This window comes from Streptomyces sp. Z423-1 (assembly GCF_013009255.1).
Taxonomy (GTDB): Bacteria; Actinomycetota; Actinomycetes; order Streptomycetales; family Streptomycetaceae; genus Streptomyces; species Streptomyces gossypiisoli.
Window position 1 is genome coordinate 7,371,946 of sequence record NZ_CP053109.1, and the last position, 24,934, is coordinate 7,396,879.

The 24,934-nt window shown below is 72.0% G+C and carries 26 protein-coding genes, 1 pseudogene and 1 riboswitch; of the genes and pseudogenes, 15 read left to right on the top strand and 12 right to left on the bottom strand.

Annotation, left to right across the window (positions count from 1 at the left end):
- Positions 1-70: 70 nt before the first annotated feature.
- Positions 71-214: riboswitch (cobalamin riboswitch) on the bottom strand.
- A gap of 168 nt (positions 215-382) precedes the next feature.
- The 3 genes and pseudogenes from HJD23_RS33180 to HJD23_RS33190 form a co-directional block, all read right to left on the bottom strand.
- The gene (locus HJD23_RS33180; RefSeq protein WP_171110152.1) at positions 383-604 is read right to left on the bottom strand and encodes a hypothetical protein; all 222 of its coding nucleotides are present in this window, start codon (positions 602-604) and stop codon (positions 383-385) included.
- A 31-nt stretch (positions 605-635) separates the two neighbouring features.
- On the bottom strand, positions 636-1,880 hold the full coding sequence (locus tag HJD23_RS33185; protein WP_171110151.1) for an inorganic phosphate transporter: 1,245 nt from the start codon (positions 1,878-1,880) through the stop codon (positions 636-638).
- 185 nt (positions 1,881-2,065) lie between these two features.
- Positions 2,066-2,502 (bottom strand): annotated as a pseudogene (locus tag HJD23_RS33190) (GH25 family lysozyme).
- Positions 2,503-2,708: 206 nt separating this feature from the next.
- On the opposite strand from HJD23_RS33190, the gene HJD23_RS33195 reads away from it, so the two are divergent.
- The 3 genes from HJD23_RS33195 to HJD23_RS33205 all read left to right on the top strand — a co-directional run bounded on the left by HJD23_RS33195 (position 2,709) and on the right by HJD23_RS33205 (position 6,770).
- Positions 2,709-3,449, top strand: a complete 741-nt coding sequence (locus HJD23_RS33195; protein ID WP_171110150.1) for a class II aldolase/adducin family protein — start codon at positions 2,709-2,711, stop codon at positions 3,447-3,449.
- Positions 3,450-3,549: 100 nt separating this feature from the next.
- Positions 3,550-4,677 carry an alpha/beta fold hydrolase gene (locus tag HJD23_RS33200; protein WP_171110149.1) on the top strand — a complete coding sequence of 376 codons (1,128 nt, stop codon included), beginning with the start codon at positions 3,550-3,552 and terminating at the stop codon, positions 4,675-4,677.
- A gap of 692 nt (positions 4,678-5,369) precedes the next feature.
- Entirely contained in the window at positions 5,370-6,770 is a 1,401-nt protein-coding gene (locus HJD23_RS33205) for a hypothetical protein (RefSeq protein WP_206326180.1), read from the top strand.
- A 30-nt stretch (positions 6,771-6,800) separates the two neighbouring features.
- Here the strand turns inward: HJD23_RS33205 and HJD23_RS33210 are convergent, their stop codons facing one another.
- Positions 6,801-7,214, bottom strand: a complete 414-nt coding sequence (locus HJD23_RS33210) for a VOC family protein (RefSeq protein ID WP_171110147.1) — start codon at positions 7,212-7,214, stop codon at positions 6,801-6,803.
- A 140-nt stretch (positions 7,215-7,354) separates the two neighbouring features.
- Positions 7,355-7,537, bottom strand: coding sequence for a hypothetical protein (locus tag HJD23_RS33215; RefSeq protein ID WP_171107096.1), 183 nt, complete (start codon positions 7,535-7,537; stop codon positions 7,355-7,357).
- A gap of 219 nt (positions 7,538-7,756) precedes the next feature.
- Between HJD23_RS33215 and HJD23_RS33220 the strand changes: the two genes are divergently transcribed.
- The 4 genes from HJD23_RS33220 (at position 7,757) to HJD23_RS33235 (ending at position 12,260) form a co-directional block, all read left to right on the top strand.
- The gene (locus HJD23_RS33220) at positions 7,757-8,485 is read left to right on the top strand and encodes a PQQ-like beta-propeller repeat protein (protein ID WP_240980871.1); all 729 of its coding nucleotides are present in this window, start codon (positions 7,757-7,759) and stop codon (positions 8,483-8,485) included.
- A 570-nt stretch (positions 8,486-9,055) separates the two neighbouring features.
- Positions 9,056-10,654: a ribosomal protection-like ABC-F family protein gene (gene abc-f / locus HJD23_RS33225; RefSeq protein WP_171110146.1), complete on the top strand. Its 1,599-nt coding sequence runs from the start codon at positions 9,056-9,058 to the stop codon at positions 10,652-10,654.
- A gap of 459 nt (positions 10,655-11,113) precedes the next feature.
- Complete coding sequence (locus tag HJD23_RS33230) at positions 11,114-11,335, top strand: helix-turn-helix domain-containing protein (RefSeq protein ID WP_018567695.1); 222 nt, start codon at positions 11,114-11,116, stop codon at positions 11,333-11,335.
- A gap of 133 nt (positions 11,336-11,468) precedes the next feature.
- Positions 11,469-12,260 carry an enoyl-CoA hydratase/isomerase family protein gene (locus HJD23_RS33235; protein ID WP_171110145.1) on the top strand — a complete coding sequence of 264 codons (792 nt, stop codon included), beginning with the start codon at positions 11,469-11,471 and terminating at the stop codon, positions 12,258-12,260.
- Positions 12,261-12,265: 5 nt separating this feature from the next.
- Here the strand turns inward: HJD23_RS33235 and HJD23_RS33240 are convergent, their stop codons facing one another.
- A complete protein-coding gene (locus tag HJD23_RS33240; RefSeq protein ID WP_171110144.1) occupies positions 12,266-12,976 on the bottom strand; it encodes a nucleopolyhedrovirus P10 family protein in 711 nt (236 codons plus the stop codon).
- Positions 12,977-13,058: 82 nt separating this feature from the next.
- On the opposite strand from HJD23_RS33240, the gene HJD23_RS33245 reads away from it, so the two are divergent.
- The 5 genes from HJD23_RS33245 (at position 13,059) to amaP (ending at position 15,453) form a co-directional block, all read left to right on the top strand.
- On the top strand, positions 13,059-13,541 hold the full coding sequence (locus HJD23_RS33245; RefSeq protein WP_171110143.1) for an Asp23/Gls24 family envelope stress response protein: 483 nt from the start codon (positions 13,059-13,061) through the stop codon (positions 13,539-13,541).
- A 100-nt stretch (positions 13,542-13,641) separates the two neighbouring features.
- Entirely contained in the window at positions 13,642-13,824 is a 183-nt protein-coding gene (locus HJD23_RS33250; protein ID WP_171110142.1) for a hypothetical protein, read from the top strand.
- Positions 13,821-14,198: a hypothetical protein gene (locus HJD23_RS33255; protein ID WP_171110141.1), complete on the top strand. Its 378-nt coding sequence runs from the start codon at positions 13,821-13,823 to the stop codon at positions 14,196-14,198. The genes HJD23_RS33250 and HJD23_RS33255 overlap by 4 nt, the downstream gene beginning before the upstream one ends.
- Positions 14,195-14,869 (top strand): DUF6286 domain-containing protein, encoded by a 675-nt coding sequence (locus HJD23_RS33260; RefSeq protein ID WP_171110140.1) that lies wholly within the window; start codon positions 14,195-14,197, stop codon positions 14,867-14,869. The genes HJD23_RS33255 and HJD23_RS33260 overlap by 4 nt, the downstream gene beginning before the upstream one ends.
- A gap of 5 nt (positions 14,870-14,874) precedes the next feature.
- Positions 14,875-15,453, top strand: a complete 579-nt coding sequence (amaP, locus tag HJD23_RS33265; protein ID WP_171110139.1) for an alkaline shock response membrane anchor protein AmaP — start codon at positions 14,875-14,877, stop codon at positions 15,451-15,453.
- 12 nt (positions 15,454-15,465) lie between these two features.
- On the opposite strand, the gene HJD23_RS33270 is transcribed toward amaP, so the two are convergent.
- The 5 genes from HJD23_RS33270 to HJD23_RS33290 form a co-directional block, all read right to left on the bottom strand.
- Complete coding sequence (locus HJD23_RS33270) at positions 15,466-16,221, bottom strand: SDR family oxidoreductase (protein WP_171110138.1); 756 nt, start codon at positions 16,219-16,221, stop codon at positions 15,466-15,468.
- A gap of 5 nt (positions 16,222-16,226) precedes the next feature.
- Positions 16,227-18,068 carry a glycoside hydrolase family 15 protein gene (locus HJD23_RS33275; RefSeq protein WP_240980872.1) on the bottom strand — a complete coding sequence of 614 codons (1,842 nt, stop codon included), beginning with the start codon at positions 18,066-18,068 and terminating at the stop codon, positions 16,227-16,229.
- Between the two features lie 453 nt (positions 18,069-18,521).
- The gene (locus HJD23_RS33280; protein WP_171110137.1) at positions 18,522-19,316 is read right to left on the bottom strand and encodes an SURF1 family protein; all 795 of its coding nucleotides are present in this window, start codon (positions 19,314-19,316) and stop codon (positions 18,522-18,524) included.
- 93 nt (positions 19,317-19,409) lie between these two features.
- Entirely contained in the window at positions 19,410-19,643 is a 234-nt protein-coding gene (locus tag HJD23_RS33285; protein ID WP_171110136.1) for a hypothetical protein, read from the bottom strand.
- A 79-nt stretch (positions 19,644-19,722) separates the two neighbouring features.
- Positions 19,723-20,715: a DEDDh family exonuclease gene (locus HJD23_RS33290; protein ID WP_171110135.1), complete on the bottom strand. Its 993-nt coding sequence runs from the start codon at positions 20,713-20,715 to the stop codon at positions 19,723-19,725.
- Positions 20,716-20,855: 140 nt separating this feature from the next.
- On the opposite strand from HJD23_RS33290, the gene HJD23_RS33295 reads away from it, so the two are divergent.
- The 3 genes from HJD23_RS33295 to HJD23_RS33305 all read left to right on the top strand — a co-directional run bounded on the left by HJD23_RS33295 (position 20,856) and on the right by HJD23_RS33305 (position 23,297).
- Positions 20,856-21,566 carry a VIT family protein gene (locus HJD23_RS33295; protein WP_171110134.1) on the top strand — a complete coding sequence of 237 codons (711 nt, stop codon included), beginning with the start codon at positions 20,856-20,858 and terminating at the stop codon, positions 21,564-21,566.
- Positions 21,567-21,690: 124 nt separating this feature from the next.
- Positions 21,691-22,575, top strand: a complete 885-nt coding sequence (locus HJD23_RS33300) for a sterol desaturase family protein (RefSeq protein WP_171110133.1) — start codon at positions 21,691-21,693, stop codon at positions 22,573-22,575.
- Positions 22,572-23,297 (top strand): lysoplasmalogenase, encoded by a 726-nt coding sequence (locus tag HJD23_RS33305; RefSeq protein WP_171110132.1) that lies wholly within the window; start codon positions 22,572-22,574, stop codon positions 23,295-23,297. Before HJD23_RS33300 ends, HJD23_RS33305 begins: the two co-directional genes overlap by 4 nt.
- A 54-nt stretch (positions 23,298-23,351) precedes the next feature.
- Here HJD23_RS33305 and HJD23_RS33310 read toward each other — a convergent pair whose 3' ends face one another.
- Entirely contained in the window at positions 23,352-24,869 is a 1,518-nt protein-coding gene (locus HJD23_RS33310) for a S8 family serine peptidase (RefSeq protein ID WP_171110131.1), read from the bottom strand.
- Positions 24,870-24,934: the final 65 nt, after the last annotated feature.

Consider the following 24,934-nt stretch of genomic DNA (forward strand, 5'->3'; position numbering starts at 1 on the left):
GACCTGGTTCTGGACCTCACTGGGCAGCCGAGCATCGCGTTATGTCCTCACTCAGGGTGTCCACGCCCTGGTTCGACGAGACCGGCGGTGAGAGTTCCTGGCTCCCGGGGAGTTCCTTCCCCGGTCACAGTGGCGGGACCGCGCCGGATTCGCACCGGCTTCCTCTCCTGCCGCCGTACATGGCTCCGGCAGTCCACCACGGGGCCGGAACAGCCGTCAACTTGCCGTTGACCTGCGGCGGGGCAAGTGTGCTGAGGCCCACACGACACATGCGGCACTGGTACTCGCGTACGTGCGCTACTCCTTCGTCGGCGCACGCCGAAGCGCCCTGCCCGTGCCCCCTGTTGGGGGCACCGTGCAGGGCGCGGATCGCCGACGGCCGTCAGGCCACGATCAGATAGATCCCGTATCCCACAGCCGCCACGCAGGCCGCGAACGCGGCGTACGCGCCGGTCACCGCCAGCGCCGCCGACTCGCCCTGCCGCGCCGCGCGTTCGCGCCGCGACAGGCCGGTGATGCCGAGGGTGAACAGGCCCACCAGGGCCACCGTGACCACGAGGCTGACGCCGAAGACGGAGCCGAGGGCCGCCCAGTCGATCTTCATCTGCTGCTGCTTTCCTTCAGTAACCGGGTGCTCAGACGGTGGCCTGAGAGGGCGTCGGCTCCGCGGCCGTCTTCTGTGCGGGGATCGTGGTGGCGAGGTCGTCCACCGGCGCGCCGGTCGGAGGCGGCGTGACCGCGGCCATCGCCGCCGTCACCACGCCGGCCGGTTCCTCGTCCGTGTCGTTGACGTTCGTGTGGTTCACGACCTCGCGGCGGGAGATCTTCCAGATCGCGGCGCTGGAGCCGACCAGGAAGACGGCCACGACGGCGGTGCCCCAGGAGCCGAAGCCGGTCACCCACTCGGCGATCGCGCCGACCAGCGCGGCGGCCGGGAGCGTCAGACCCCAGGCGACGAACATCCGGGTGGCGGTGGACCAGCGGACCACGCCGCCCTTGCGGCCCAGGCCCGCGCCCATCACCGCGCCGGAGACCGAGTGCGTGGTGGAGAGGGAGAAGCCGAGGTGGGAGGAGGCCAGGATGACGGTCGCGGCGCTGGTCTGCGCGGCGAACCCCTGCTGCGGCTGCAGGTCGGTCAGGCCCTTGCCCATGGTGCGGATGATGCGCCAGCCGCCGAGGTAGGTGCCGAGCGCGATGGCCAGGCCCGCGGAGAGGATGACCCACATGGGCGGGTCGGAGTCGGGGGCGAGGGTGCCGCCGGCGACCAGGGCGAGGGTGATGATGCCCATGGTCTTCTGCGCGTCGTTGGTGCCGTGGGCCAGGGAGACCAGGCCCGCGGAGGCGATCTGGCCGGCGCGGTAGCCCTTGGCGGCGGCCTGGGTGTCTTCGGCCTTCTTGCCCAGCCGGTACGTCAGCCGGGCACCGAGCATCGCCGCGACGCCCGCGACCAGCGGGGCCGCGATCGCCGGGATCAGCACCTTGGTGACGAGCACGTCGCCGTGCACCGCGCCGACACCGGCCGAGGCGACGGTGGCGCCGATCAGGCCGCCCATCAGGGCGTGCGAGGAGGAGGACGGCAGGCCGACCAGCCAGGTCAGCAGGTTCCACAGGATCGCGCCGACCAGGGCGGCGAAGATGACCTCGGGACGGATGCCGCTCTCGTCCACCAGGCCCTTGGAAATCGTGTTCGCGACCTCCACGGACAGGAAGGCGCCGACCAGGTTGAGGACGGCGGACATGGCCACCGCGACCTTGGGTCGGAGGGCACCTGTCGAGATGGTGGTGGCCATCGCGTTCGCGGTGTCGTGGAAACCGTTCGTAAAATCGAACGCGAGTGCGGTTACCACCACAATCGCGAGGATCAGCGAGATGCCTTCCATTTACCCAGGCAATCGTTCGAGGTCATTGGCTGGACGACCGTAGGTAACCTAGGTGAACGAAAGGTGAACTGAGGGGGGCTTCCGAGTGTCCTTAGGCGAGGGCCGCCGTACCCCCCGGAATCGACGGCCCCTGTGCCCCACCGCCGGGCCCCCGCCCCGCACGGCTAGGCGCCCTTCGCGAACCGCTACAGCTGGGTCATCGACCCGTTGAAGAGATTCTGGTCACCCGGCAGGCTGCCGCTGTTGTCGTACTGCCAGAAGGTCCACAACGACCACCCCGCGGGCAGTGTGCCCGCCGTCGCCGAGTCGTACCGGGCGATCCACAGGGCGTGGTCGCGCCCGAAGGCGCGGCTACCGCCGGTGCAGGTGTCCCACCAGTGGGTGGTGGTGGGTTGCGGTACGTGGTGGACTCGGTCGCCTTCACGTAGACGAACCGCGCGCCCTTCGCCCTCGCCCGCTGCCAGTCGACGTTCTTCTGGTGCGAGGAGACATCGTGTCCCTTCGGTTTGCTCGCCGCGCGGGCCGGAACCTCGGCCAGCGCGGTCCCTCCTATCGCGAGCGCCGTCACCGAGGCCGCGAGGGTGCGGCCGCGACGGCGGGACGGTTCGCGGTCACGAGCCATGTTCCCCCCGGAATGGCGACGTGCATGGCAAATCCACCGAGAGCGTAGTGGAAGATCGTTGAAAGCTCATCGATCTCCGGCCAAGCGGGAGCAGAAGGGGACGAAGGATGATCTGCGCCCTGCCGGAGGTGCCGCCTCCCCCCTACAGTGCGTCCGCGCCGGGACGCGCCAGGACGTGCCGGGGGACCGCCTGGCAGGATCGCGGCATGGCTGAACAGCGGTGGGATCAGCGGGATCAGCGGGATGCGCGGGGCGTCTCCACAGGCGCTCGGGATGCGCCGGAGTCCCGGGGGAGCGGTGCGCCCAGCGAGGAGGCCCGGGCATGGGAGGACCTGGTGGCCACGGCCCGCCGGACCGTGTCCGACGGACTGGTCGTCGGAACGTCCGGCAATGTCTCCGTCCGGGTCGGGGACACGATCCTGGTCACCCCGTCGGGCGTCCCCTACGACCGGCTCACGCCGGACGACATGACCGGCGTCGACCTCGACGGGCGGCAGGTGCGCGGCACACTCGTACCGACCAGCGAACTGCCCATGCACCTCGCCGTCTACCGCACCACCGACGCCCGCGCCGTCGTCCACACCCACGCCGTGCACGCCACCGCCGTCTCCACGCTCGTCCCGGAACTCCCGGTGATCCACTACATGGCCGGCGCGCTCGGCGGGCCCGTCCGGGTCGCCCCCTATGCGACGTACGGCACCGACGAGTTGGCCGAGAACATGCTCCGCGCCCTGGCCGACCGCTCCGGCTGCCTCCTCCAGAACCACGGCACCATCACCTACGGCACGACCCTGACCCAGGCCTACGACCGCACGGCCCAACTGGAGTGGATGTGCCAGTTGTGGCTGACGGCGTCCTCCGTGCCGGGCCTGTCGCCGTCCCTGCTGTCGGAGGAACAGTTGAGAGAGGCGGGGGAGCGGCTTCGGGGGTATGGGCAGCGGGGGTAGGTGCGGAGCGGCTTCCGGGTACGGGCGGCGGGGGTGAGGCATTGATACCCCGTCCGCCCTCCCGCTGGCCGCCGGGCGGGTCGGACAGGACACTGGATCCGTGCGCACTGTCAAAGCGACGGCCGCTGCCGTCACCGCCATGACGGTGGCCGGCGCCGCAGCCGTGGCCGCCGGCCGGTTCGCCAGTGGTGCCGCGCTGAAGGCGCCACCCGGTCGGCCCCTGCCCACGGAGCCGCGGCTCACCGTGCACGGCACGGCCGCGGGCCGCGTCACCCTCACCCGCGCCCTCGCCTCCCTGCGCCCCGGCAGTTACGGCCTCGCCGGCAACGGCTCCCACGCGGTCGTCGGCCCCGTCCTGGAGTCGGCCCCGCACGCCGCCGACTCCGTGGTACGCCGTCTGGAACGCGTCACCCACGGCACCCTGGAGCCCGGCGACAAGGTCTGGCTCACCCCGGGCCTGCACATCGGCGACCCCGGCACCGCGCTCGGCCTGGACCACACCGACGTCGACATACCCGGCGAACTCGGGCCCCTGCCCGCCTGGTTCGTGCCCGGCGCCCGGAACACCTGGGTCATCACCGTGCACGGCCTGGGCACCACCCTGGAGCACCCCATGAACCTCATGGAATTCCTGCACGGCCTGCGCTTCCCGGTACTCGACCTCTCCTACCGCGGCGACCCCGGCGCCCCCCGCCCTGCCGACGGGCTGAACCACCTCGGCGAGACCGAGTGGCGCGACCTGGACGCCGCGATCCGCCACGCCACGAGCCACGGCGCCCAACGCGTCGTCCTCTACGGCTGGTCCACCGGCGCCACCATGGCCCTGCGCGCCGCCGCGCACTCCTCGGCACGGGACCGCATCCGCGGGCTCGTCCTCGACTCCCCGGTCCTCAACTGGGAGGCGACCCTGCGCGCCCTCGCCGCCGCCCGGCGCACCCCGGGCCCGCTGCTGCCGCTGGCCGTCCGCGCCGCCCAGGGCCGCACCGGCCTGTACGGCGACCGCATCGACGAGGCCGCCCATCCCGAGCGGCTGACGGTCCCGACGCTGATCTTCCACGGACCCGACGACACGGTGGCCCCCTGGGCCTTCTCCCGCCGCCTCGCCGACCACCGCCCCGACCTGGTCGCCCTTCACACCGTCCAGCAGGCCCCGCACAACGCCATGTGGAACGCCGACCCGCCCGGCTACGAGGAAGCCCTGCGCCGCTTCCTGACGCCTCTGATGTGAGGGCTGGCTGAGCCGCGACGGACACCCAGGCCCGCCCGCCGCCGCGGGACCGGACGCTGCGACGGCCCTCTCGCCGTACCACCACGACGGGGACCCGGCCACTGTCTTGCCGTGCTGCCGCGGCGGGGTCTCGGCTGCCGTCTTGTCGTGCGGCTCTGTGGCGGGGTTCCGGCTGCTGTCTTGCCGTGCGGCTGCGGCGGTGTCCCGGTCACCGTGTTGCCGTGCGGCTGCGGCGGTGTCCCGGTCACCGTGTTGCCGTGCGGCTGTGGCGGTGTCCCGGTCACCGTGTTGCCGTGCGGCTGCGGCGGGGTCCCGGTCACCGTGTTGCCGTGCGGCTGCGGCGGTGTCCCGGTCACCGTCTTGCCGTGCCGCCGCGACAGGGCCCCGGCCACCCTCTCGCGCCCCGGTGACGAACCTGGGGCCACCGCCCTCGCGACACCCTCGCCCTCCTCCCCACGCACACACCCACCAGCCCCGCCCCACGGTTCCGTTTAACGCCGTACCACTGTCCGGATTTCGGCCGGCACCTCCTCACAGAGCCCGTCCATTGGCCACTCCCGTCGCCCCGCGTGACATTCCGTTTGGGTTTTCGGACCGTCAACCGGAAGACTGCACCCGTGACGTCCCGTATCCCGCGCGACTCCAGGCTCCGACTCGTCCGCCCGCGACCCCTGGCCGCCGCCCCCCGAGCGATGAACCAGCGGCGCTCGCGTCGCCCCGCCCCCCGGCCCCCGGAGGGCACACCGGCCCCCGCGGAGCTGGCCGGAATGGCGCGCTCCAGGCTGGCCGGCGCGGCCCGCGTCGCCCGCTGGGCCGACGCCGCCCTGCGCCCGGGCAAGGGCAACGCGACCTCCGACGGCAAGGCCACCCTCGCCGACGCAACCGCCGAATGGGCGGGCCGCGAACTGGGCCTGACATCGGCTCAGGTCCGCGCCGAGTGGGACACCGCCCGCCTCGCCGGGCTCGTCGAGGTGCACGGCGACAGCGCCCGCCCCGGCTGGCGGCTGCGCGCCTGGGACCGCGACGACACCGCCGTCCTGCGCGGTTGGGTCGCCCTCTTCGACGCCTGGTCGCTCGCCCACCCGGAACCCGCCGGCCACGAGCCCGCCGCCGTCGCCGAGGTCGTCTCGGCGATGCCTCAGGTGCTCTCCTTCCTCCAGCTCTCGGCCGGCCCGGTCCCCGTCGAGCAACTCCTCGACCTCCTCCAACAGCGCGTCGGGGAACTGCGCACCGAACGCTGCGAAATCCCCTACGGCCCCCAGCGCGAACCCGCGAGCCCCCCGGCCCCGGGCACCGCGTCCCCTGCCGACGCCGTGTCCGCCGATGCCGGGCCCGAGGGCGCCGAGCCCGCCGAAGCCGGGCCCAAGGACGCCGAACTGGCCCCGCTCCTGGACTGGGCCCTGCACGCCCTCGCCTCGGTCGGCGCCCTCACCTACGGCGCCGGACAGGCCACCCTCACCCCGCTGGGCAGCTGGGCGGTCTGGGTCAAGCTGGAGCAGATCTGCGTCGCCGCGCAGAGCCCCGCCGGGAACATCGAGGCCGCCGCCGAGGACATGCTGCGCGGCTGCGCCCAGCTACGGCCCAATGCCGCCCGCGCCGAGTACCGCGCCTGGCTCGCGGCGCGTCCCGTCGGCAGCGCCGTCACCGAACTCCTCGACGCCGCCCGCGGCGAGGACGCCCTGCTGCGCGGCCTGGCCTTCGAGGCGCTGCGCGTCGTCGGCGCCCCCGCCGAGCCCGACGTACGCGCCGTGCTCGACGAGTCGACCCTGCGGCCCTACGCCCTGCTGTGGCTCGCGGAGCACGACGGTGCCGATCCCGAGGACGCCCACGAGGTGCTCACCCGGGAGGAGGCCACCTGGCTGTGGGTCGACACGGCCGCCGCCGTCGCCGACCACGGCGAGGCACCGCTCCTGGTACGGCATCTGGAGTCCGCCGTGCAGCCGACCGTGCCCGCCCTGCTCGACGAGGTGCGTGCCGTCGGTCACCCGCGCACCGTGCAGGTCCTGGTCGCGTTGGCCGCGGCGCACCCCGACCCCGCGCTGGCCAAGGCCGTGCGCCGCGCGGCCTTCCAGGTGCACACCGGCGGCAGCTGAGGCCGGTCGGTCGCCGGTGCGGGGCGCGGGTCAGTCGGTTATCCGGGGCGCGTACGTGCCGAAGCTCCAGACATTGCCCTCGGCGTCGCGGGCCATGTAGTCCCGCGAGCCGTAGTCCTGGTCCGTCGGGGGCATCAGGATCTCCACGCCGTGGTCCACGGCCCGCTGGTGGTGTGCGTCGACGTCGTCGACGACGACGTACACCCCGACCGGCCCCGCGTCCTTCATCACCGTGTCGTAGAGCCCGCCGCGGCCCTTCGAGCCGATCATCACCGCGCCGTTGCCCTGCACCAGCTCGGCGTGCGTCACCATGCCGCCCTCGCCCTCGTACACGGCCAGCTCCGTGAAGCCCAGGGCCTCCGTGAGCTGCTTGATCGCCGCCTTCGCGTCCGCGTACATCAGCGTCGGGTAGATACTCGGACCGCGACCGCTCGTGCCTGCCATGCCGATCGCTCCTTTGTGCGTCAGGGCCGGAAAATCAGTCGGATGTGGCTGGTGGATTGAGTGGATTCACAGGTGCACTGGTGGATTCACAGGTGGACTGCTGGATTCGCAAGCGGATCCGTCTGCCGGATCCGCCCGCGTCATTCATCCTGGCACCCGCCACTGACAACGCCACCTGACCTGCACAGAAGCCCCAGCCCGAGGAGCAGCGCCGGCAGACCGGCGAGGCCGCCGCCGACGGTCGCTCCTCCGCCGGGGATCCGGCTGCCGCGTACGTCCCGCACCTCGGACGTGTCCAGCCGGGCGTCGTCGTCGAACTGCATGGAGGTATCGTCCTCGGCCGCACTGTCCCCCTGACGCCATCCTCACCGGGCCTCGGACGCCCGGCGCCGGACGAGCGTCCGAACGGGCGACGCACCCACTGCAGGACGGGCGACGCACCCACCGCGGGACCGCCACCTCCCGACGGCACTCCGCACCCCTGACTAGGCTCTGCGCCTATCCGCGAGCACGGTTGTCGAACGGTTGTCGAGGGGAGCCCAGTGGTCGTTCTGCCGGCCGAGGTGATGCTGACCGATCCCCTCTCCCCGGACAGGAAGCCCGCCGTCCCCGGGCCCGCGCCCCGCACACCCCGCCGCCTCCTCACAGCCATTTCCGCCCTCCTCCTCACGGCCGCTCTCCTCGCCGCCGCCCACCAGGCCCGCCCGGCTCCTTACGGAGACCGCCTCACCGTGCACGCGCGCGTGCAGCACCTCACCCCGCACCTGCGCATCCAGAGGGCGGCCGTCGAGGCGTACGACCGAGCCACGGGAGGAGTCCGCTGGCGCTACACCCGCGAGGGCCGCCGCCCCCTGACCGTGCTCCCCGCGCGCGGGGAGGCGATCACGCTCTGGGACGACGGACTCGTCACCGACACCGACACCGACGGCACCTCCGTCCGCTGGCACCGCGCCCTCCCCGCAGTCGCCGACTGGCTTCCGGCGCATGGCGGCACCGGCGTCCTGCGCCTCCTGGGCCGCGGCATCCTCGCCGTCGTCACCCCGCGCCGCATCGCGGCGTACCGCACCTCCGACGGCGACCTGCGCTGGGTGCTGCCCGCCCGCAAGGGATGCGTGTTCCGGCCGGAACGCGCGCTGCACCGGGGCCGAGCCCTGCTCGTCGCCCAGCCCTGCCGCCGCGCCGCCTGGACCACCCAACTCGTCCCCATCGACGACCTGGGCCGGATCACCCCCCACCGCACCCCACTCGGCAACGAGATCCCGGTTCGCTGAACCGAACACCGCGTCCGCGCCCGAAGACACGCACCCGCCACCCGCGCATCCGTCCCCGCGCCAGAAGACACGCACCCGCCACCCGTGCTCCCGTGCCCGCGGCCCGTAAGACCCGTAGCCGCGGCCGTGCGCCCGTCCTCGCGGCCGAAGCTTCGTCCACGCCCGCTCGTGCTTTCGTGCTCGCGGCCCGTGAGACCCGTGGCCGCGGCCCGTGCGCCCGTCCTCGCGGCCGAAGCTTCGTCCACGCCCGCTCGTGCTTTCGTGCCTGCGGCCCGCAAGACCCGTACCCCCCGCCCGCTCACCCGCCCCACAACCCGAAGCCCCGCCCCCGCGCTGCCCCCGCTGCCCCCGCCCGCCCACGCACCCACCCTCACGCCCCAAAGCCCCGCCCCCAACCCCGCCGCACCCACCCCGCCCCGAACACCCACTCCACCCCCCGAACACACGAACCCGCAAAAACTGGTTGCACCACCCCGTTAGACTGGCCCCATGGCCATTCTCCTCGCGCATTAGACGGCGGGAACGTCCGCAGCCGCCTGTCCCGCCACCAACCCGCCCTGGAGTCTGTCCGTGATCTCCGCCTCCGGTATCGAGCTGCGCGCCGGTGCGCGCGTCCTCATCGAGTCCGCCACCTTCCGTGTCGCCAAGGGCGACCGCATCGGCCTGGTCGGCCGCAACGGCGCCGGCAAGACCACCCTCACCAAGGTCCTGGCCGGCGAGGGCATCCCCGCCGCGGGCGCCGTCACCCGCTCCGGCGAGGTCGGCTACCTCCCGCAGGACCCCCGCACCGGCGACCTCGACATACTCGCCCGCGACCGCGTCCTCTCCGCGCGCGGCCTCGACGTACTGATCCGCAAGATGCGCGAGAACGAGCAGCGCATCGCGACCGGCAAGGGTGCCACCCGCGAGAAGGCGCTGAAGCAGTACGAGCGCCAGGAGACGGAGTTCCTCACCAAGGGCGGGTACTCCGCCGAGGCCGAGGCCGCCACCATCGCCGCCGCGCTCAACCTGCCCGACCGGGTGCTCGGCCAGCCCCTGCACACGCTCTCCGGCGGTCAGCGCCGCCGTATCGAGCTGGCCCGGATCCTGTTCTCGGACGCGGACACGCTGCTGCTCGACGAGCCCACGAACCACCTCGACGCCGACTCGATCATCTGGCTGCGGGACTACCTCAAGACCTACCGCGGCGGCTTCATCGTGATCTCCCACGACGTCGACCTGGTCGAGACGGTCGTCAACAAGGTGTTCTACCTGGACGCCAACCGCGCCCAGATCGACATCTACAACATGGGCTGGAAGCTCTACCAGCAGCAGCGCGAGGCCGACGAGAAGCGCCGCAAGCGCGAGCGCGCCAACGCCGAGAAGAAGGCCGCCGCGCTGAACGCGCAGGCCGACAAGATGCGCGCCAAGGCCACCAAGACGGTCGCCGCGCAGAACATGGCCCGCCGCGCGGAGAAGCTGCTGTCCGGCCTCGAAGATGTCCGCCAGTCCGACAAGGTCGCCAAGCTGCGCTTCCCCGAGCCCGCGCCCTGCGGCAAGACCCCGCTGACCGCCGAGGGGCTGTCCAAGTCGTACGGCTCGCTGGAGATCTTCACCGACGTCGACCTGGCGATCGACAAGGGTTCCCGCGTGGTGATCCTGGGCCTCAACGGCGCCGGCAAGACCACGCTGCTGCGCCTCCTCGCAGGCGTCGAGAAGCCCGACACCGGGCAGGTCACCCCCGGCCACGGCCTGAAGCTGGGCTACTACGCGCAGGAGCACGAGACCCTCGACCCGGACCGCACGGTCCTGGAGAACATGCGCTCCGCCGCGCCCGACATGGACCTGGTCGAGGTCCGCAAGGTGCTCGGCTCGTTCCTGTTCTCCGGCGACGACGTCGACAAGCCGGCCGGTGTCCTCTCCGGCGGTGAGAAGACCCGCCTCGCCCTCGCCACCCTGGTCGTGTCGTCGGCGAACGTGCTGCTCCTCGACGAGCCGACCAACAACCTCGACCCGGCCAGCCGCGAGGAGATCCTCGGCGCGCTGCGCACCTACAAGGGCGCGGTCGTCCTGGTCACCCACGACGAGGGCGCGGTCGAGGCACTCCAGCCGGAGCGGATCATCCTGCTGCCGGACGGCGTCGAGGACCTGTGGGGCGCGGACTACGCGGATCTGGTCGCCCTCGCCTGATCCCCTGATCCCTGATCCCCACTTCCCCAGACCCTCACATCGCCAGATCCCCGACCCTCAGATCCCCAGATCCTCTGAAACCTCAGATCCCTCGTAACCCAGTCCCATCGGTCAGTGTGGCTTGATCGAATGGTTGATCCACTGCGTATGGATCATTCGGCCTAGCCGTGATCCATCATCTGTGTGAGATCTCCTCGTACCCGGGTGTGTCCTACACCCAATTCCCGGTGAATCCCTTTATCGACAAGGGCTCGTCGTGTGGGGTCGCTGACCTGCCCCTTCGTGGATCAACCCGTTCGGCCGTATGCATACCACTCGACGGAACCACTGATTCCACTTGTGGGGATGCGCTCCTGTCGTCAAAACCCTCATCCACGGACCTTGCCGAATGGGTGGCCATGAAGCCCCAGAGGGGTGATCATGAGGGGACCAGAGCGCACTTCCCATGAGGAGGCACGGGTGGCCGAGACTCTGAAGAAGGGCAGCCGGGTGACCGGCGCCGCGCGCGACAAGCTCGCGGCAGACCTGAAGAAGAAGTACGACGCCGGTGCGAGCATCCGGGCATTGGCCGAGGAGACCGGCCGCTCGTATGGCTTCGTGCACCGCATGCTCAGCGAGTCGGGCGTCACGCTCCGTGGGCGTGGCGGGGCGACGCGGGGTAAGAAGGCCGCTTCGGCCTGACCCCCGGGCGCGCCCCTCGGCTTCGATGGTGGCCACCCGGTCGGTCCGGTGATCGGCTGGGTGGTTACTGTGCAGTCACTTATGAGTGCCTCGGTTCGGCACTCACGATGACCGCACCCATCGGAGGCGCCCCATGGCTTCGCTCGACCCGGTACTCGACAAGGACGGCGTACGGCTCACCGTCGACGACGCGATCGCCACGGTGACGCTGACCAACCCGGCCAAGCGCAACGCGCAGAGCCCCGCTCTGTGGCGGGCGCTGACCGAGGCCGGTCGGCTGCTGCCCGGCACCGTCCGGGTGGTCGTGCTGCGCGCCGAGGGCAAGTCCTTCTCGGCGGGCCTCGACCGGCAGGCCTTCACTCCCGAGGGCTTCGACGGCGAGCCGTCCTTCATCGACCTCGCGCGTGGCGGCGACGAGGAGTTGGACGCGACCATCGCCGAGTACCAGGAGGCGTTCACCTGGTGGCGGCGCAGCGACATCGTCTCTGTCGCCGCCGTCCAAGGGCATGCCATCGGCGCGGGTTTCCAGCTCGCCCTCGCCTGTGATCTGCGCGTCGTCGCCGACGACGTGCAGTTCGCCATGCGCGAGACCAGCCTGGGCCTGGTCCCGGACCTGACCGGCACGCATCCGCTGGTCGGGCTCGTCGGCTACGCCCGCGCGCTCGAAATCTGCGCCACGGGACGCTTCGTTCACGCGGACGAGGCCGTGAACACCGGGCTGGCGAATGTCGCCGTACCGGCGGCCGAGCTCGACAGTGCGGTCCGCGACCTCGCGGCGGCGCTCCTTGCCGCACCGCGCGACGCGGTGATCGAGACCAAGGCGTTGCTGCGCGGCGCGGGGCAGAGGACGTACGAGGAACAGCGCGTCGCCGAGCGCGCGGCTCAGGCACGGAGGTTGCGGGATCTCGCAGGCCTGGGCGAGTGACGCCCTCAACTCACCGTCGTGATCAGTACGGCCACTGACGGGTGATCTTTCAGCGCCGATCCCACCTGTGCGCGGACATGCCGGGCCACCTCCAGGGTCCGGTGGTCCGCGCCGACGGCGAGTTCCACCCGGACATGCCGGCGCGGCAGCGTGGCCTCGCCCGGGCTCTCCTCGATGTGCACCGCCCGGCCGAGTATGTCCGTGAGGTGCGTCACGCCCGGGACCGCGAGGGCCGCGGCGGCCACGGTGGCCGTGTCGCCGTCCGCGGGCGGCCGTGCGTGAGGCGGCTCGGGTGCTCGTACGACGTCGGGTTCCGTCTCCTCGTCCAGCAGGGCCGTCACCCGTAGGTCGACCTCCGCCACCGTCAGCCCCAGCCGTGCCGCCGCGGTCGCCGCCAGGACCGTACGCAGCCGGGCGGCGGTCGTCGGCAGCGGCTCGGCCGCCGTGACCGCGCAGTCGGCGGTCAGACGAAGGGGGCCCGGTGGCAGGGCGGTCGGTGGGGGCGGTACGGCGGGGGCGTGGGCGGCGTCCGGGTCGGCAAGGGTGATCCGGAGCGCGCCCAGGCGCACGCCCGGCACCGCGTTCCCCGCGCGCCGCAGGACCGTCCCGGCCGCTCCTTCGGCGATCCACGCGCCGTCGCGCGGGCCGCCCAGCGGGAGCAGTCTGCCGAGGCCCAGCTGCTGTCGTACTGCCTGCGTCCATCGGTCCGCCGTCATTGCTCCAGCCTGCCGCATTCCCGGCGCGGGTTCGTGCAGCCTCACTTACCGTGGTCGCAGGACGACGGAAGGACGCACGGCGATGACCGAGATGGACCGGAACCGGACGCAGACCTCCGAAGGGGAGACCGAGCCGTCGGTGCAGACCCGCAAGCCCGTCAGGCGGGGCGGCGGGGATCCGGGGACCCGGGGCAGGACCATCATCGCCGACGGGGTCGTGGAGAAGATCGCCGGGCTCGCCGCCCGCGACGTCGTGGGCGTCCACGCGATGGGCAGCGGACTGAGCCGCACCTTCGGTGCCGTACGGGACCGGGTGCCCGGTGGGTCGAAGTCCGTGACACGCGGCGTGAAGGCCGAGGTCGGCGAGGTGCAGACCGCGCTCGACCTGGAGATCGTCGTCGACTACGGGGTGTCGATCGCGGACGTCGCGCGGGCCGTGCGCGAGAACGTGATCGCGGCCGTGGAGCGGATGACCGGCCTGGAGGTCGTCGAGGTCAACATCGCGGTGAGCGACGTGAAGCTTCCGGAGGAGGAGGAAGAGGAACCGGAGCCCCGGATTCAGTGACGTACCGTCACTCGAAGACCGTAATGGACCAGAATGGCATCGAATGCATCCCTGATGGGCCCGGACATGACTCGCACGGCTACGAGCTGAGGAGCGCACGATGAGCAGGGCCGTGATCGGCATGATCGCCGGAATGGCGCTGGGCTTCGCCGGGTATTTCGGCGGGTTCGGCGCGTTCCTGCTGGTGGCGGCGCTGGGCGCCGTCGGGTTCGTCGTCGGCCGGTTCCTGGAAGGGGATCTGGAAGCCGGCGACTTCTTCCGCACCCGCGACCGGCGGCGGTGACGTCCGTGAGCAGCGGGGGCGACGAACCACGCGGAGCGGACGCCGTGACCCGGGCGGGCGAACGCGGGCAGACCACGATCGCCGACCGGGTGGTCGCCAAGATCGCCGCGCAGGCCGCCCGAGAGGCGCTCGGGAAGCTCCCGCAGGACGCGGCCCGCCCGCACGCCACGGTCGTCGTCCACCACGATGTGGCCCGGGTGCACGTCGATCTCGAACTCGACTACCCCAGCGACATCGGCTCCCGGTGCGGCCAGGTGCGTCGCCATGTCGTGGAGCGGGTAGGCGCGTTGGTGGGAATGGAGGTTCCGGAGGTCGCCGTCCAGGTGGAGCGGCTGCACCTGGCGGCGCACGCGGCACAGGGGAGGACCCGATGAGCGAGCCCCAGGGCTCCGAGGGCACCACACAGAGACTGCCGGTGATCGAGAAGGCCGAACCGGAGCTGGGCCAGTCCGAGTCGGCGGCCGCCTACGAGCCGCGGCCCGCACTCGACGGCGAGGACGGCAGGACCCACCGCTTCTGGTCGGCCCGCCGCGTCCCCGCGGCCGTCGTCGCCACGCTGCTGCTGGTCGTGGCCGGCGCTTTCCTTTACGACATCGCAGCCGTACGCGCCGACCAGCAGGCCATGTTCTGGCGCCGCGAACTGGCCCGGCAACTCGCCGAACGCCCCCTCGACGACACCTGGGTCCTGGTCGGCGCGGGCGTCGCCGCCGCCCTCGGCCTCTGGCTGATCGCGCTCGCCGCCACACCCGGCCTGCGCGACGTCCTGCCGATGCGGCGCACGCACCCCGACGTACGCGCCGGACTGCAGCGGGGCGCCGCCGCGACGGTCCTGCGCGACCGGGCCATGGAGGTGTCCGGGGTGCAGTCGGTACGGGTGCGGATGCGCCGCCGGCGGGCCGACGTGCGCGCGGTCTCGCACTTCCGTGAACTGGACGACGTACGCGCCGACCTGGACGAGGCGCTCGCCGACGCGATCAGGGCACTGGGCCTGTCCCGCCGCCCGGCGCTGTCGGTGCACGTCCGGCGGCCCGGCCGGAAGGGGTGACCACGGTGCTCAGGACCGTCAACCGGGTACTGCTCGGCGTCGCAGGACTCGTGCTGGTCGTGCTGGGCGGTGCGGTGCTGGCCGTCGGGCTCGGGGTCGAGGCGCCGTCCTGGTGGATCCACGACAGCCGCAGCGACGTACTGCTCAGCGATGCCGAGCGGACCCGGTGGCGGGACGCCGGCTGGTGGTGGCCGGCCGTCCTCGCCGCCCTCGCGGTCCTCGTCCTGCTCGCCCTGTGGTGGCTGGTCGCGGTGGTGCGCCGACGCCGGCTGGCCGAGGTGCTGGTCGACACCGGCGACGGCGAGGGCGCCCTGTTGCGGGGCCGCGCCCTGGAGGGCGTACTCGCCACCGAGGCGACCGCCCTGGACGGCGTCGCGCGCGCCCACGTCCACCTCACGGGCCGTCGCACCGCCCCCGCGGCCCGCGCCAGGATCCTGCTGGAACCCCACGTGGACCCGGGGGAGGCGCTGAACCACCTGGCGGACCAGGCCCTCGCCCACGCCCGCACCTCGGCGGGGCTGGCGTCGCTGCCGGCGGAGGTACGGCTCAAGGGCGTCAGGCACCGCGCGGAAAGGGTCAGTTGACGCCCTCAGAGCTCAGAAGCCGTGCCGGGCGCCACCGTCCACCGGCACCATGACTCCGGTCAGGTACGACGCGGCCGGAGACATCAGGAAGGCCGCCGTACGCCCGAACTCCTCCGGCATCCCGTACCGCCGCAGCGGAATCCGCGACTCACTGGCCGCCCGGGTGGCCTCCGGATCCGCCGACAGCGCGTCCAGCTCCCGCACCCGGTCGGTGTCGATCCGCCCCGGCAGCAGGCCCACCACCCGCACGCCCCGCGGACCCAGCTCGTCCGACAGCGACTTGGCGAACCCGGCCAGGCCCGGCCGCAGCCCGTTCGAAATCGTCAGCCCCGGAATCGGCTCGTACACCGACCCCGACAGCACGAACCCGATGACGCCCCCGGCCTCCAGCTCCGCGGCCGCCGCACGAGCCAGCCGTACCGCCCCCAGGAACACCGACTCGAACGCGGCCTGCCACTGCTCGTCGGTGTTGTCGGCGACGAACCCGGCCGGCGGACCGCCCACGCTCACCAGAATCCCGTCGAACCCGCCGAACCGTTCCCGCGCCGCACCGATCAGCCGCGCCGCCGCCTGCGGGTCGGCGTTGTCCACGGCCACCCCGTGTGCGTTCGGCCCCAGCTCCGCCGCCGCGTCGGCGACCCGCTTCTCGTCCCGCCCCGTGACGACGACGTTCGCACCGTCGGCCACCAGCTCGCGCGCGGCGGCGTTGCCCAGTCCACGCGTGGCCCCCGTGACGACGTACACCCGGTCCTTCAGCCCAAGATCCATGGGCCCTATCCTGCCCCCTCGTCCCCGAACAGGGCGAGGGCCGTGTTCACCAGGCCGATATGGCTGAACGCCTGCGGGAAGTTGCCGAGCTGGCGGCCGGCCACGGGGTCGTACTCCTCGGCCAGCAGCCCCACGTCGTTCGTCAGCCGCACCAGCCGTTCGAACAGCTCGCGGGCCTCCTCCCTGCGGCCCGCCATGTGCAGCGCGTACGCCAGCCAGAACGAGCACACCAGGAATGTGCCCTCACTGCCGGGCAGCCCGTCGACGACCGCCTGATCGGTGCTGTAACGGCGCAGGTAGCCGTGGTGACCGAGCCCGGCGCGGACCGCCTCGATGGTGCCCTGCACGCGCGGGTCGTCGGGCGGGAGAAAGCCCACGCGCGGGATGAGCAGCAGAGCCGCGTCGAGTTCGCGCGAGCCGTAGTACTGCGTGAAGGTGTTCCGCTCGGGGTCATAGCCCCGCTCGCACACCTCGCGATGCACCTCCTCGCGCAACTCCCGCCAGCCCTGCAGATCGCCCTTCAGCTCCGGATGCCGCTCCATGGTGCGCACCGCGCGGTCGGCGGCCACCCACACCATCACCTTGGAGTGCACGAACTGACGGCGGCCGCCGCGCACCTCCCACAGCCCCTCGTCCGGCTGCCGCCACGCCGACCGCAGGAACTCCATCAGGGCGCACTGCAGTTGCCACATGTGCGGCTTGACGGCCATCCCCGACGTCCGCGCCAGCGACAGCGAGTCCATCACCTGGCCGTACACGTCCAGCTGCAGCTGCCGTACGGCGTCATTGCCGATCCGGACCGGAGTGGAACCGGCGAAACCGGTCAGCCACGGCAGTACGTACTCGGGCAGCCGTCGCTCGCCGGCCAGCCCGTACATGATCTGCATGTCCGCCGGGGCGCCCGCGACCGCGCGCACCAGCCAGTCACGCCAGGCCTCGGCCTCCTCGTGGTAGCCGGCCATCAGCAGCGCGCCCAGGGTGAGGGTGGAGTCGCGCAGCCAGCAGTAGCGGTAGTCCCAGTTGCGTACGCCGCCGATCTCCTCCGGCAGGGAGGTGGTGGGGGCGGCGACGATGCCGCCGGTCGGGGCGTAGGTGAGGGCCTTCAGGGTGATCAGTGAGCGGAGCACGGTGTCCCTGTGCGGGCCGTGGTAGCGGCACCGGGCCGACCAGGCCTGCCAGTCCGCGATGCTGCCGCGCAGCGCCTTGTGCGGGTCGACGAGGGGCGGGCGCGGCTCGTGGGAGGGGTGCCAGGTGAGCACGAACGCGACCTTCTCGCCCTCGCCGACCGTGAACTCCGAGTGGGTGCCGAAGTTCTCGCCCCAGGTGACCACGGGCGGCTCACTGCGCAGCCACACCGAGTCCGGGCCCGCGACGGCCACCCGGTGGCCGTCGGACCTGCGCATCCACGGCACGATCGAGCCGTAGTCGAAGCGCAGGCGGAGAGTGCTGTGGACGGTCACGCGGCCGCTGAGGCCCTCCACGATGCGTACGAGGTCGGGTGCGCGGTCGCGCTGCGGCATCAGGTCGGTGACCCGGACCGAGCCCTGGGGCGTGTCCCACTCGGTGTCCAGGACCAGCGTGCCGGGACGGTAGGCACGCCGCGTGCAGGCGTGCGGGCTGCCGTCGGCGTCCTCGGCGTCCTTGGGGGCGATCCGCCAGTGGCCGTTCTCCTCGTCGCCGAGCAGCTTGGCGAAGCAGGCGGCCGAGTCGAAGCGGGGCAGGCACAGCCAGTCGACGGAGCCGTCCCTGCCGACGAGGGCGGCGGTCTGCTCGTCGCCGATGAGGGCGTAGTCCTCGATACGGCTCTTGGCGATGTCCTCGGCGGAGATCCTGGTGGGCGGGTGCACGGAGTGCGGGTTCCCGCGGGCCGGTCGGGCAATCGGGGCGGATCGGGTGGGGGAGTGGGGCTGCGCGGGTGTGGGGGTTGGGGGTGGGGTGCAGGTGCGGCGTGGGTGGCGCGGGGCTGCGCGGTTGTGGGGTGGGTGCGGCGTGGGTGGCGCGGGGCTTCAGGTGCCGGTGCGGCATGGGTGGCGGGGCGCACAGCGCCGGTGAGGCGTAGTGGCGTGGGCTGCATGGGCGGGGGCGGGGCCTGGGTGGCGGGCTGCATGGGCGGGGTGGGGCCTGGGAGGGCTGCACCCGGCGCGGGTGCGGAATGCGTGGCGCGGGGCTGCACCGGCGCGGGCGCGGCAGGCGTGGCGCCGGGCTGCACCAGCGCGGGCCGGCGAGGCTGCACTGACGTGGCGCGGCATGCGGGGCTGGCGCTGGCTGCGCGGGCGCCGGTGCCGCACAGGTGACGGGTACTACGCCGGCGCCGGTGCCGTCTGCTCCCGCTGTTGCTCGGTCGCCGCCTGTGCGCGGTCCCGGGCCTCGCGGCGGGCCAGGACCACCCAGCCGACGGGGACGCCCGCGGCGAACAGCCACCATTGGATGGCGTACGCCATGTGGTTGCCGATGCTGTCGTGATCCGGGGCGGGAATCAGCTCGGGCGTGTCGCCCTGCGGCTCGGGCGCGGTCAGCTCGATGTACCCGCCGAGGACCTGCTTGCCGAGCCGCTCGGCCTCCTGCCCGCTGTTGATCAGCATGATCTGGCGGTCCGGCAGGCCCTGGACGTTCTTGATGCCGCTCTCGGCGGTCGTCTGGTCGGGCATCAGCCGCCCGGTGATGGTGATCTCACCCTGCGGCGGCGCCGGGATCTTCGGGAACGCGGTCTGGCTCAGCCCGTCGGAGGGCACCCAGCCACGGTTCACCAGCAGAACCTTGCCGTCGTCGAGGACGAAGGGGGTCAGCACGTGGTAGCCGACCGCGTCGTCCGCGTTCGTACGGCGGCGTACGACGACCTCGTGCGCGGTGTCGAAACGCCCCTGCGCGGTCACGCGCCGGTACAGGTCGGCGTCCTCGACCTCGGCTCCGGGCGAGGTCAGCGACTCGACCGGGACCGGCTCGGCGGCCAGCGATTCAGCGATCACGTTGTTCAGCGCGACCCTGCGCTCGTGCCGGTGCAGCTGCCAGAAGCCCAGCTCGATCATCGTCGGGATGAGCGCGAGGACGACAAGGGTGAGGATCACCCACTGCCGGGACAACAGGAAGCGGTACACCCCACGACCGTACATCTCGGGCCGTGGGGCGCGGTGCGTGGGGGTGCGGGACGGGGCCCCCGGGGCTCAGACGCGGGGACGGGCCCCCGGGGCTCAGACCCGGTCGACGATGCCCACCTTCCCCTCCGCACGGGCGCAGTGTGCACCGCAGTACCAGTGGCCCTCGACCTCGACGCCCTGCCCGATGATCTGGACCCGGCAGTGCTCGCAGATGGGTGCCATGCGGTGGATCGCACAGGCGAAGCAGTCGAAGACGTGGACCGCGCCCTGCGCGTGCACCTCGAAGGTCATTCCGTAGTTATTGCCGCAAACTTCACAAGTCGCCATGCGCCACAGGGTGAGCCGTTCCCGAGGCACGGGCGAGCGGGCGCCGGGCGAGTCGCACACCAATCACCCGTCCGTACGGTCATGCCTCCGACGCCGGTTCCACATCCCTCAGGAGCTGCCCGAACGCCGCCTCGTCGACCACCGGCGTGCCGTACTGCCGGGCTTTGACGACCTTCGAGGTGCCCGCGTCCGGGTCGTTGGTGACGAGCAGGCTGGTCAGCCGGGACAGGCTCGTGGCGACATGCAGCCCCGCCTCGATGGCGCGGTCCTCCAGCAGCTCGCGTTCGACGGAGGTGTCCCCGGAGAAGGCGACCCGCATGCCCTGCTTGAGGCGTTTGCCCTCTTCGTACCGCCCCGGGTTGGGATACGGGCAGGCGGGTCTCTTGCGGGACGGACGCCAACTGCCCGGCCGATAGCCGCCGTATCCGCCCGCCTGCTGCCCGATCCGGGCGGCGGGCCGCTCCACCCACTCGGTCAGCGGCCGGCACTCGTGCAGCGGCAGCCGCACTCCGCCCTCCGCCGCGGCCCTGAGGCTCGGCCGGAACGCCTCCGCCAGCACGCGCGCGTCGTCCAGCGCGTGGTGCGCCCGCCGCTGTACGACGCCGAAGTGCGCGGCCAGCGACTCCAGCTTGTGGTTGGGCAGCGGCAGCTGAAGCGCCTTGGACAGGGCGATGGTGCACAGTCGCTGCCGCACCGGCGCCTCGCGCCGCACGCGCGCGTACTCGCGGGCGATCATCTGCCAGTCGAACACCGCGTTGTGCGCGACGAGCACCCGGCCCTCCAGCCGGGTCGCGAACTCCTCGGCGATGTCCTCGAAGAGCGGCGCCCCTTCGAGCGCCTCGCTCGTCAGCCCGTGGATCCACACCGGGCCCGGGTCGCGCTCCGGATTCACCAGCGTGTACCAGTGGTCCTCGACCTCACCACGCCCGTCCAGCCGGTAGACCGCCGCGGAGATTATCCGGTCGTCCCGCGCCAGCCCTGTGGTCTCCACGTCAACGACCGCGTATCCGTGGGGATACGCGGTCGGCCAGGCTGTCGGGAAGGACGCTGCGGGCGTGCGGTCTTCGAGCATGGTCATTGAGGATACGGGCCGGGACCGACACCGCTGTCCGTCAGGTCTCTTGGTCCGCCTGCCTGTTCGAGACGCGGACGTCTGCGGGGCCAGGGCGGGTCGGCGCGCACCCGCGACTGTCCTTGGTGCATCCTCCGACCGTGACGGAACCCACGCACGGCGAGGCCCATGGGGGCGCGCTCGGCGAACGCCTCAACTGGCTGCGAGCGGCGGTCCTCGGGGCCAACGACGGCATCGTCTCCACGGCCGGCCTCGTCGTCGGCGTGGCCGGCGCGACGGACGACCGCTCCGCCCTCCTCACGGCCGGCCTCGCGGGCCTGCTCGCCGGTTCCATGTCGATGGCTGCCGGGGAGTATGTCTCGGTCTCCACCCAGCGCGACTCCGAGATGGCCGCCCTGGCCCTGGAGCGACGGGAACTGAGGGATCAGCCGGATGCGGAGCTGGAGGAACTGGCGGACCTTCTGGAGGAACGCGGACTGTCCCGGGACGTGGCCCGTGAAGCGGCGGTCCAGCTGACGGAACGTGACGCCCTGCGCGCGCACGCGCGCGTGGAACTCGGCATCGACCCCGACGAGCTGACGAACCCCTGGCACGCGGCGTGGGCGAGCTTCCTCGCGTTCACGGCGGGCGCGTTGCTGCCGTTGCTGGCGATGGTGCTGCCGCCCGCGGACTGGCGGCTGCTTGTGACGGTGGGGTCGGTGCTGGTGGCGCTGGCCTGCACGGGGTGGAGCAGCGCGCGCCTGGGGGCGGCGAAGCCGGGGCGGGCCATGGTGCGGAATGTGGGCGGTGGGGCGGTGGCCATGGGGGTTACGTATGCGGCGGGGAGTCTGCTGGGGGCGGCGGGAGCCTGAGTCGGTGCCCGGCCGAAGGCTCCGGCCATTGGTGGAGATCGCCAACAAGCAAGCGCGTACCGCCGGTAATACTTGTCGGTAACAACCTCTAGCCGTGGCCGACCACCAGTTCTACGGTGCACGCATGCCGAACCTCCCCAATGTCGTGGTCTGGTCCATACCGGCCTTCGTGCTGCTCACCGTCATCGAGATGATCAGCGTCCGCCTCCACCCGGACGAGGACGCGGCCGGTTACGAGGCCAAGGACGCCGCCACGAGCGTCACCATGGGACTCGGCAGCCTCTTCTTCGACCTGCTGTGGAAGATCCCGATCGTCGCCATCTACACGGCCATCTACGAGCTGACGCCGCTGCGGGTGCCCGTACTGTGGTGGACCGTTGCGCTGATGCTGCTGGCGCAGGACTTCTTCTACTACTGGTCGCACCGCGGTCACCACGTCATCCGCATCCTGTGGGCCTGTCACGTGGTCCACCATTCGAGCGAGAAGTTCAATCTGACCACCGCGCTGCGCCAGCCGTGGACGTCCTTGACCGTTTGGCCGTTCTACGTGCCTTTGATCGCTCTCGGTGTCCATCCGGCCGCTCTGGCGTTCTGCTCGTCCGCGAACCTCGTCTACCAGTTCTGGATCCACACCGAGCGGATCGACAAGATGCCCCGTTGGTTCGAGTTCGTGTTCAACACGCCGTCCCACCACCGGGTGCACCACGCCTCCCAAGGCGGCTATCTCGACCGCAACTTCGGCGGCATCCTCATCGTCTGGGACCGCCTCTTCGGCTCCTTCGTCGCCGAGACCGAACGGCCGGTGTACGGACTGACCAAGAACATCACCACGTACAACCCGCTGAAGGTCGCCACCCATGAGTACGTCGCCATCGCCAAGAACCTGAGAGCCGCCCGCGGTTGGCGTGAGCGCGCGGGACGCCTCTTCCGCGGGCCGGGCTGGCAGCCCGCGCAGGCACCCTCGACCGCGCCGTCGCCGGAACCGGCCGGGGAGAGCGCGGCGGCGTGAGGACTCCCCGGACACTCCTCGCCGCCTTCGGCCTCGCCGTCGTCGTCGACCTCGCCTCGCTCGCCGTCGGCTTCGAGCCCGGGCACGCCGTCGCCAAGCCGCTCCTGATGCCCCTCCTCGCCGCCTGGGCCGCCCTGCGCGGCGCGCCCCGACTGCTCGTCGTCGCCCTGCTGTTCGGCTGGGGCGGGGACACGCTGCTGCTGTCGGACGCCGAGCCCGCCTTCCTGGCCGGGATGGCCTCCTTCGCCGTGGGGCACGTGTGCTACCTCGCCCTCTTCAGGGCACACGGCCGGCGCAACACCGCCCCACGCGCGCGTACGGGCCTGATCGCCCTCGGCTACGCCGCCGCCCTGACCGGCACCGTCGCCCTGCTCTGGCCCGACCTGCCCGCCGGCCTGCGCGTCCCCGTCGCCGCCTACAGCGCGCTGCTCACCGCCATGGCGTACGGCGCCCTCACCCGGCTCGGCCTGCTCGCCGGGCTCGGCGGCGCGCTCTTCATGCTCTCCGACACCCTCATCGCCACCGGCGTCGCCGACTGGCCACAGCTGCCCGGGCCGGACTTCTGGATCATGCTCACGTACATCGCCGCGCAGTTCCTGCTGACCCGGGGCACGCTCGGCGTGCGGCACACGGCGCAGGGTGCCCCGGATGCCGGTCCCGGTGGTCGCGGCGAGCAGCGGCCGGGCCGAACGGATGACCCCGTCCGGCCCGGCCGGCCGTAGCAAACACCTCCCGGCGCCCCAGCCCTACTTGGTCACGCCCTACTTGGTCACGCCCTACTTGGTCACGGCGTCCAGCGCGTCCGCCATGCCCCAGCCGTAGAAGCCGTTGTAGTTCTTCGGCCCCTCGCACACCGCGTCGACCTTGCCGTCGCCGTTGATGTCGTACGGGTCCGTGCACGGCGTGCCGTCCGCCTCGGCGTACAGCAGGGCCTTCACCAGGGCGGGCGGGGCGTACGGATGCGTCGACTTGATCAGGGCGGCGACCCCGGCGACATGCGGCGACGCCATCGACGTACCGGCCATGTAGCCCCACTTGCCGCCGGGCAGCGTGCCCAGGATCAGGCCGCTGGTCGCGGGCGGCTCCGGCTTCTGGTACGCCGTCGAGTCGCCGCCGGGCGCGGCGATGTCGATGACGCCGAAACCGTGGTTGGAGAAGGAGGACTTCAGGCCCTTCGCGCCGGTCGCGGCCACCGTCACGATGCCCGGCAACTGGGTCGGTATGTCGTAGCACTCGGACGGGTCGATCACCCGTTCGGTGGGGGTGGAGTCGTTGGGGGAGACCGGGTCGGTGATCTCGTCGGCCGCGAGGTCGTAGTTCTCGTTGCCGGCCGCGGCGACGTTGACCGCGCCCTTCTTCTCCGCGTACTTCGAGGCCCGGGTGATGGCCTCCACGAGCGCCTTCTGGTCCGGGTCGTTCTTGCAGTTGAAGTACCAGGGGTCGGTGTAATAGCTGTTGTTCGTGACGTCCACGCCGTGCTCGGCGGCCCAGACGAAGCCGCAGACGACGGCCTCCGTGTAGAAGTAGCCGGCGGTGGTCGACACCTTGATGCCGGACACCTTCACGCCCGGCGCCACGCCCGTCATGCCGATGCCGTTCTTGGCGGCCGCGATCTCCCCGGCCACGTGCGTGCCGTGCGGGCTCTCCGCCGCGCCGGGCCGCCAGGCACCGTCGGTGGTGTCCGGCTTGCCCGTGACGCAGTTGACGGACGCCTCGCGGTCGAAGTTCGGCGCGATGTCCGGGTGGGTGTCGTCCACGCCGGTGTCGATGACGGCGACGGTCACCCGATCGCTGCCGAGCGACTTCTCATGCGCCCGGTCCGCCTTGATGGCCGGCAGGTCCCACTGCAGGGGCTGGAGCGGATCCTGCCCCTCGACGGCCTCCACATCCTCCAGGTCCTCGGCCGTGAGCACCTTCGGCGTCCCCACGTCGGTCGTGGACTGCGCGGGCAGCGGCGCCGTCCGGGTGGCGCCGGCCGACTGCACCCCGCGTACCTTCCTGATCGTTCGGGCGAACTCGACGTTCGCCGAGTGCACAACGATCACACCGATCTGGTCGTACGACATGACGATCGTTCCGCCGGCCTCGGCGATCGCCTTCTTCACATGCCCCGAGGAGCCTTTCCCGGGACGCACGTTGACGACATAGCTGAGGGAGGTGGCGTCGGTGGCCACCTGGGCGGCGGGCTGCGCCGCGGACGCCGTGGCGTTCGGCAGGAACGCGAGAGCCGTCGCCATGGCCATCCCGACCGGGATCACCAGGGCACGACGGTAGCGGGGATGAGGCACTGTCATGGTGTGCGTGTCTCCAGTTCGTTCGCGGTACGAGCGGTACCGAGCGGTACGAGTGGACCGCGCGG

Coding starts and splice junctions, on each gene's coding strand:
- HJD23_RS33180 (WP_171110152.1), bottom strand. CDS start 604: ATGAAGATCGACTGGGCGGCCCTCGGCTCCGTCTTCGGCGTCAGCCTC.
- HJD23_RS33185 (WP_171110151.1), bottom strand. CDS start 1,880: ATGGAAGGCATCTCGCTGATCCTCGCGATTGTGGTGGTAACCGCACTC.
- HJD23_RS33195 (WP_171110150.1), top strand. CDS start 2,709: ATGGCTGAACAGCGGTGGGATCAGCGGGATCAGCGGGATGCGCGGGGC.
- HJD23_RS33205 (WP_206326180.1), top strand. CDS start 5,370: ATGAACCAGCGGCGCTCGCGTCGCCCCGCCCCCCGGCCCCCGGAGGGC.
- HJD23_RS33210 (WP_171110147.1), bottom strand. CDS start 7,214: ATGGCAGGCACGAGCGGTCGCGGTCCGAGTATCTACCCGACGCTGATG.
- HJD23_RS33215 (WP_171107096.1), bottom strand. CDS start 7,537: ATGCAGTTCGACGACGACGCCCGGCTGGACACGTCCGAGGTGCGGGAC.
- HJD23_RS33235 (WP_171110145.1), top strand. CDS start 11,469: ATGGCTTCGCTCGACCCGGTACTCGACAAGGACGGCGTACGGCTCACC.
- HJD23_RS33240 (WP_171110144.1), bottom strand. CDS start 12,976: ATGACGGCGGACCGATGGACGCAGGCAGTACGACAGCAGCTGGGCCTC.
- HJD23_RS33245 (WP_171110143.1), top strand. CDS start 13,059: ATGACCGAGATGGACCGGAACCGGACGCAGACCTCCGAAGGGGAGACC.
- HJD23_RS33250 (WP_171110142.1), top strand. CDS start 13,642: ATGAGCAGGGCCGTGATCGGCATGATCGCCGGAATGGCGCTGGGCTTC.
- HJD23_RS33260 (WP_171110140.1), top strand. CDS start 14,195: ATGAGCGAGCCCCAGGGCTCCGAGGGCACCACACAGAGACTGCCGGTG.
- HJD23_RS33270 (WP_171110138.1), bottom strand. CDS start 16,221: ATGGATCTTGGGCTGAAGGACCGGGTGTACGTCGTCACGGGGGCCACG.
- HJD23_RS33285 (WP_171110136.1), bottom strand. CDS start 19,643: ATGGCGACTTGTGAAGTTTGCGGCAATAACTACGGAATGACCTTCGAG.
- HJD23_RS33290 (WP_171110135.1), bottom strand. CDS start 20,715: ATGCTCGAAGACCGCACGCCCGCAGCGTCCTTCCCGACAGCCTGGCCG.
- HJD23_RS33300 (WP_171110133.1), top strand. CDS start 21,691: ATGCCGAACCTCCCCAATGTCGTGGTCTGGTCCATACCGGCCTTCGTG.
- HJD23_RS33310 (WP_171110131.1), bottom strand. CDS start 24,869: ATGACAGTGCCTCATCCCCGCTACCGTCGTGCCCTGGTGATCCCGGTC.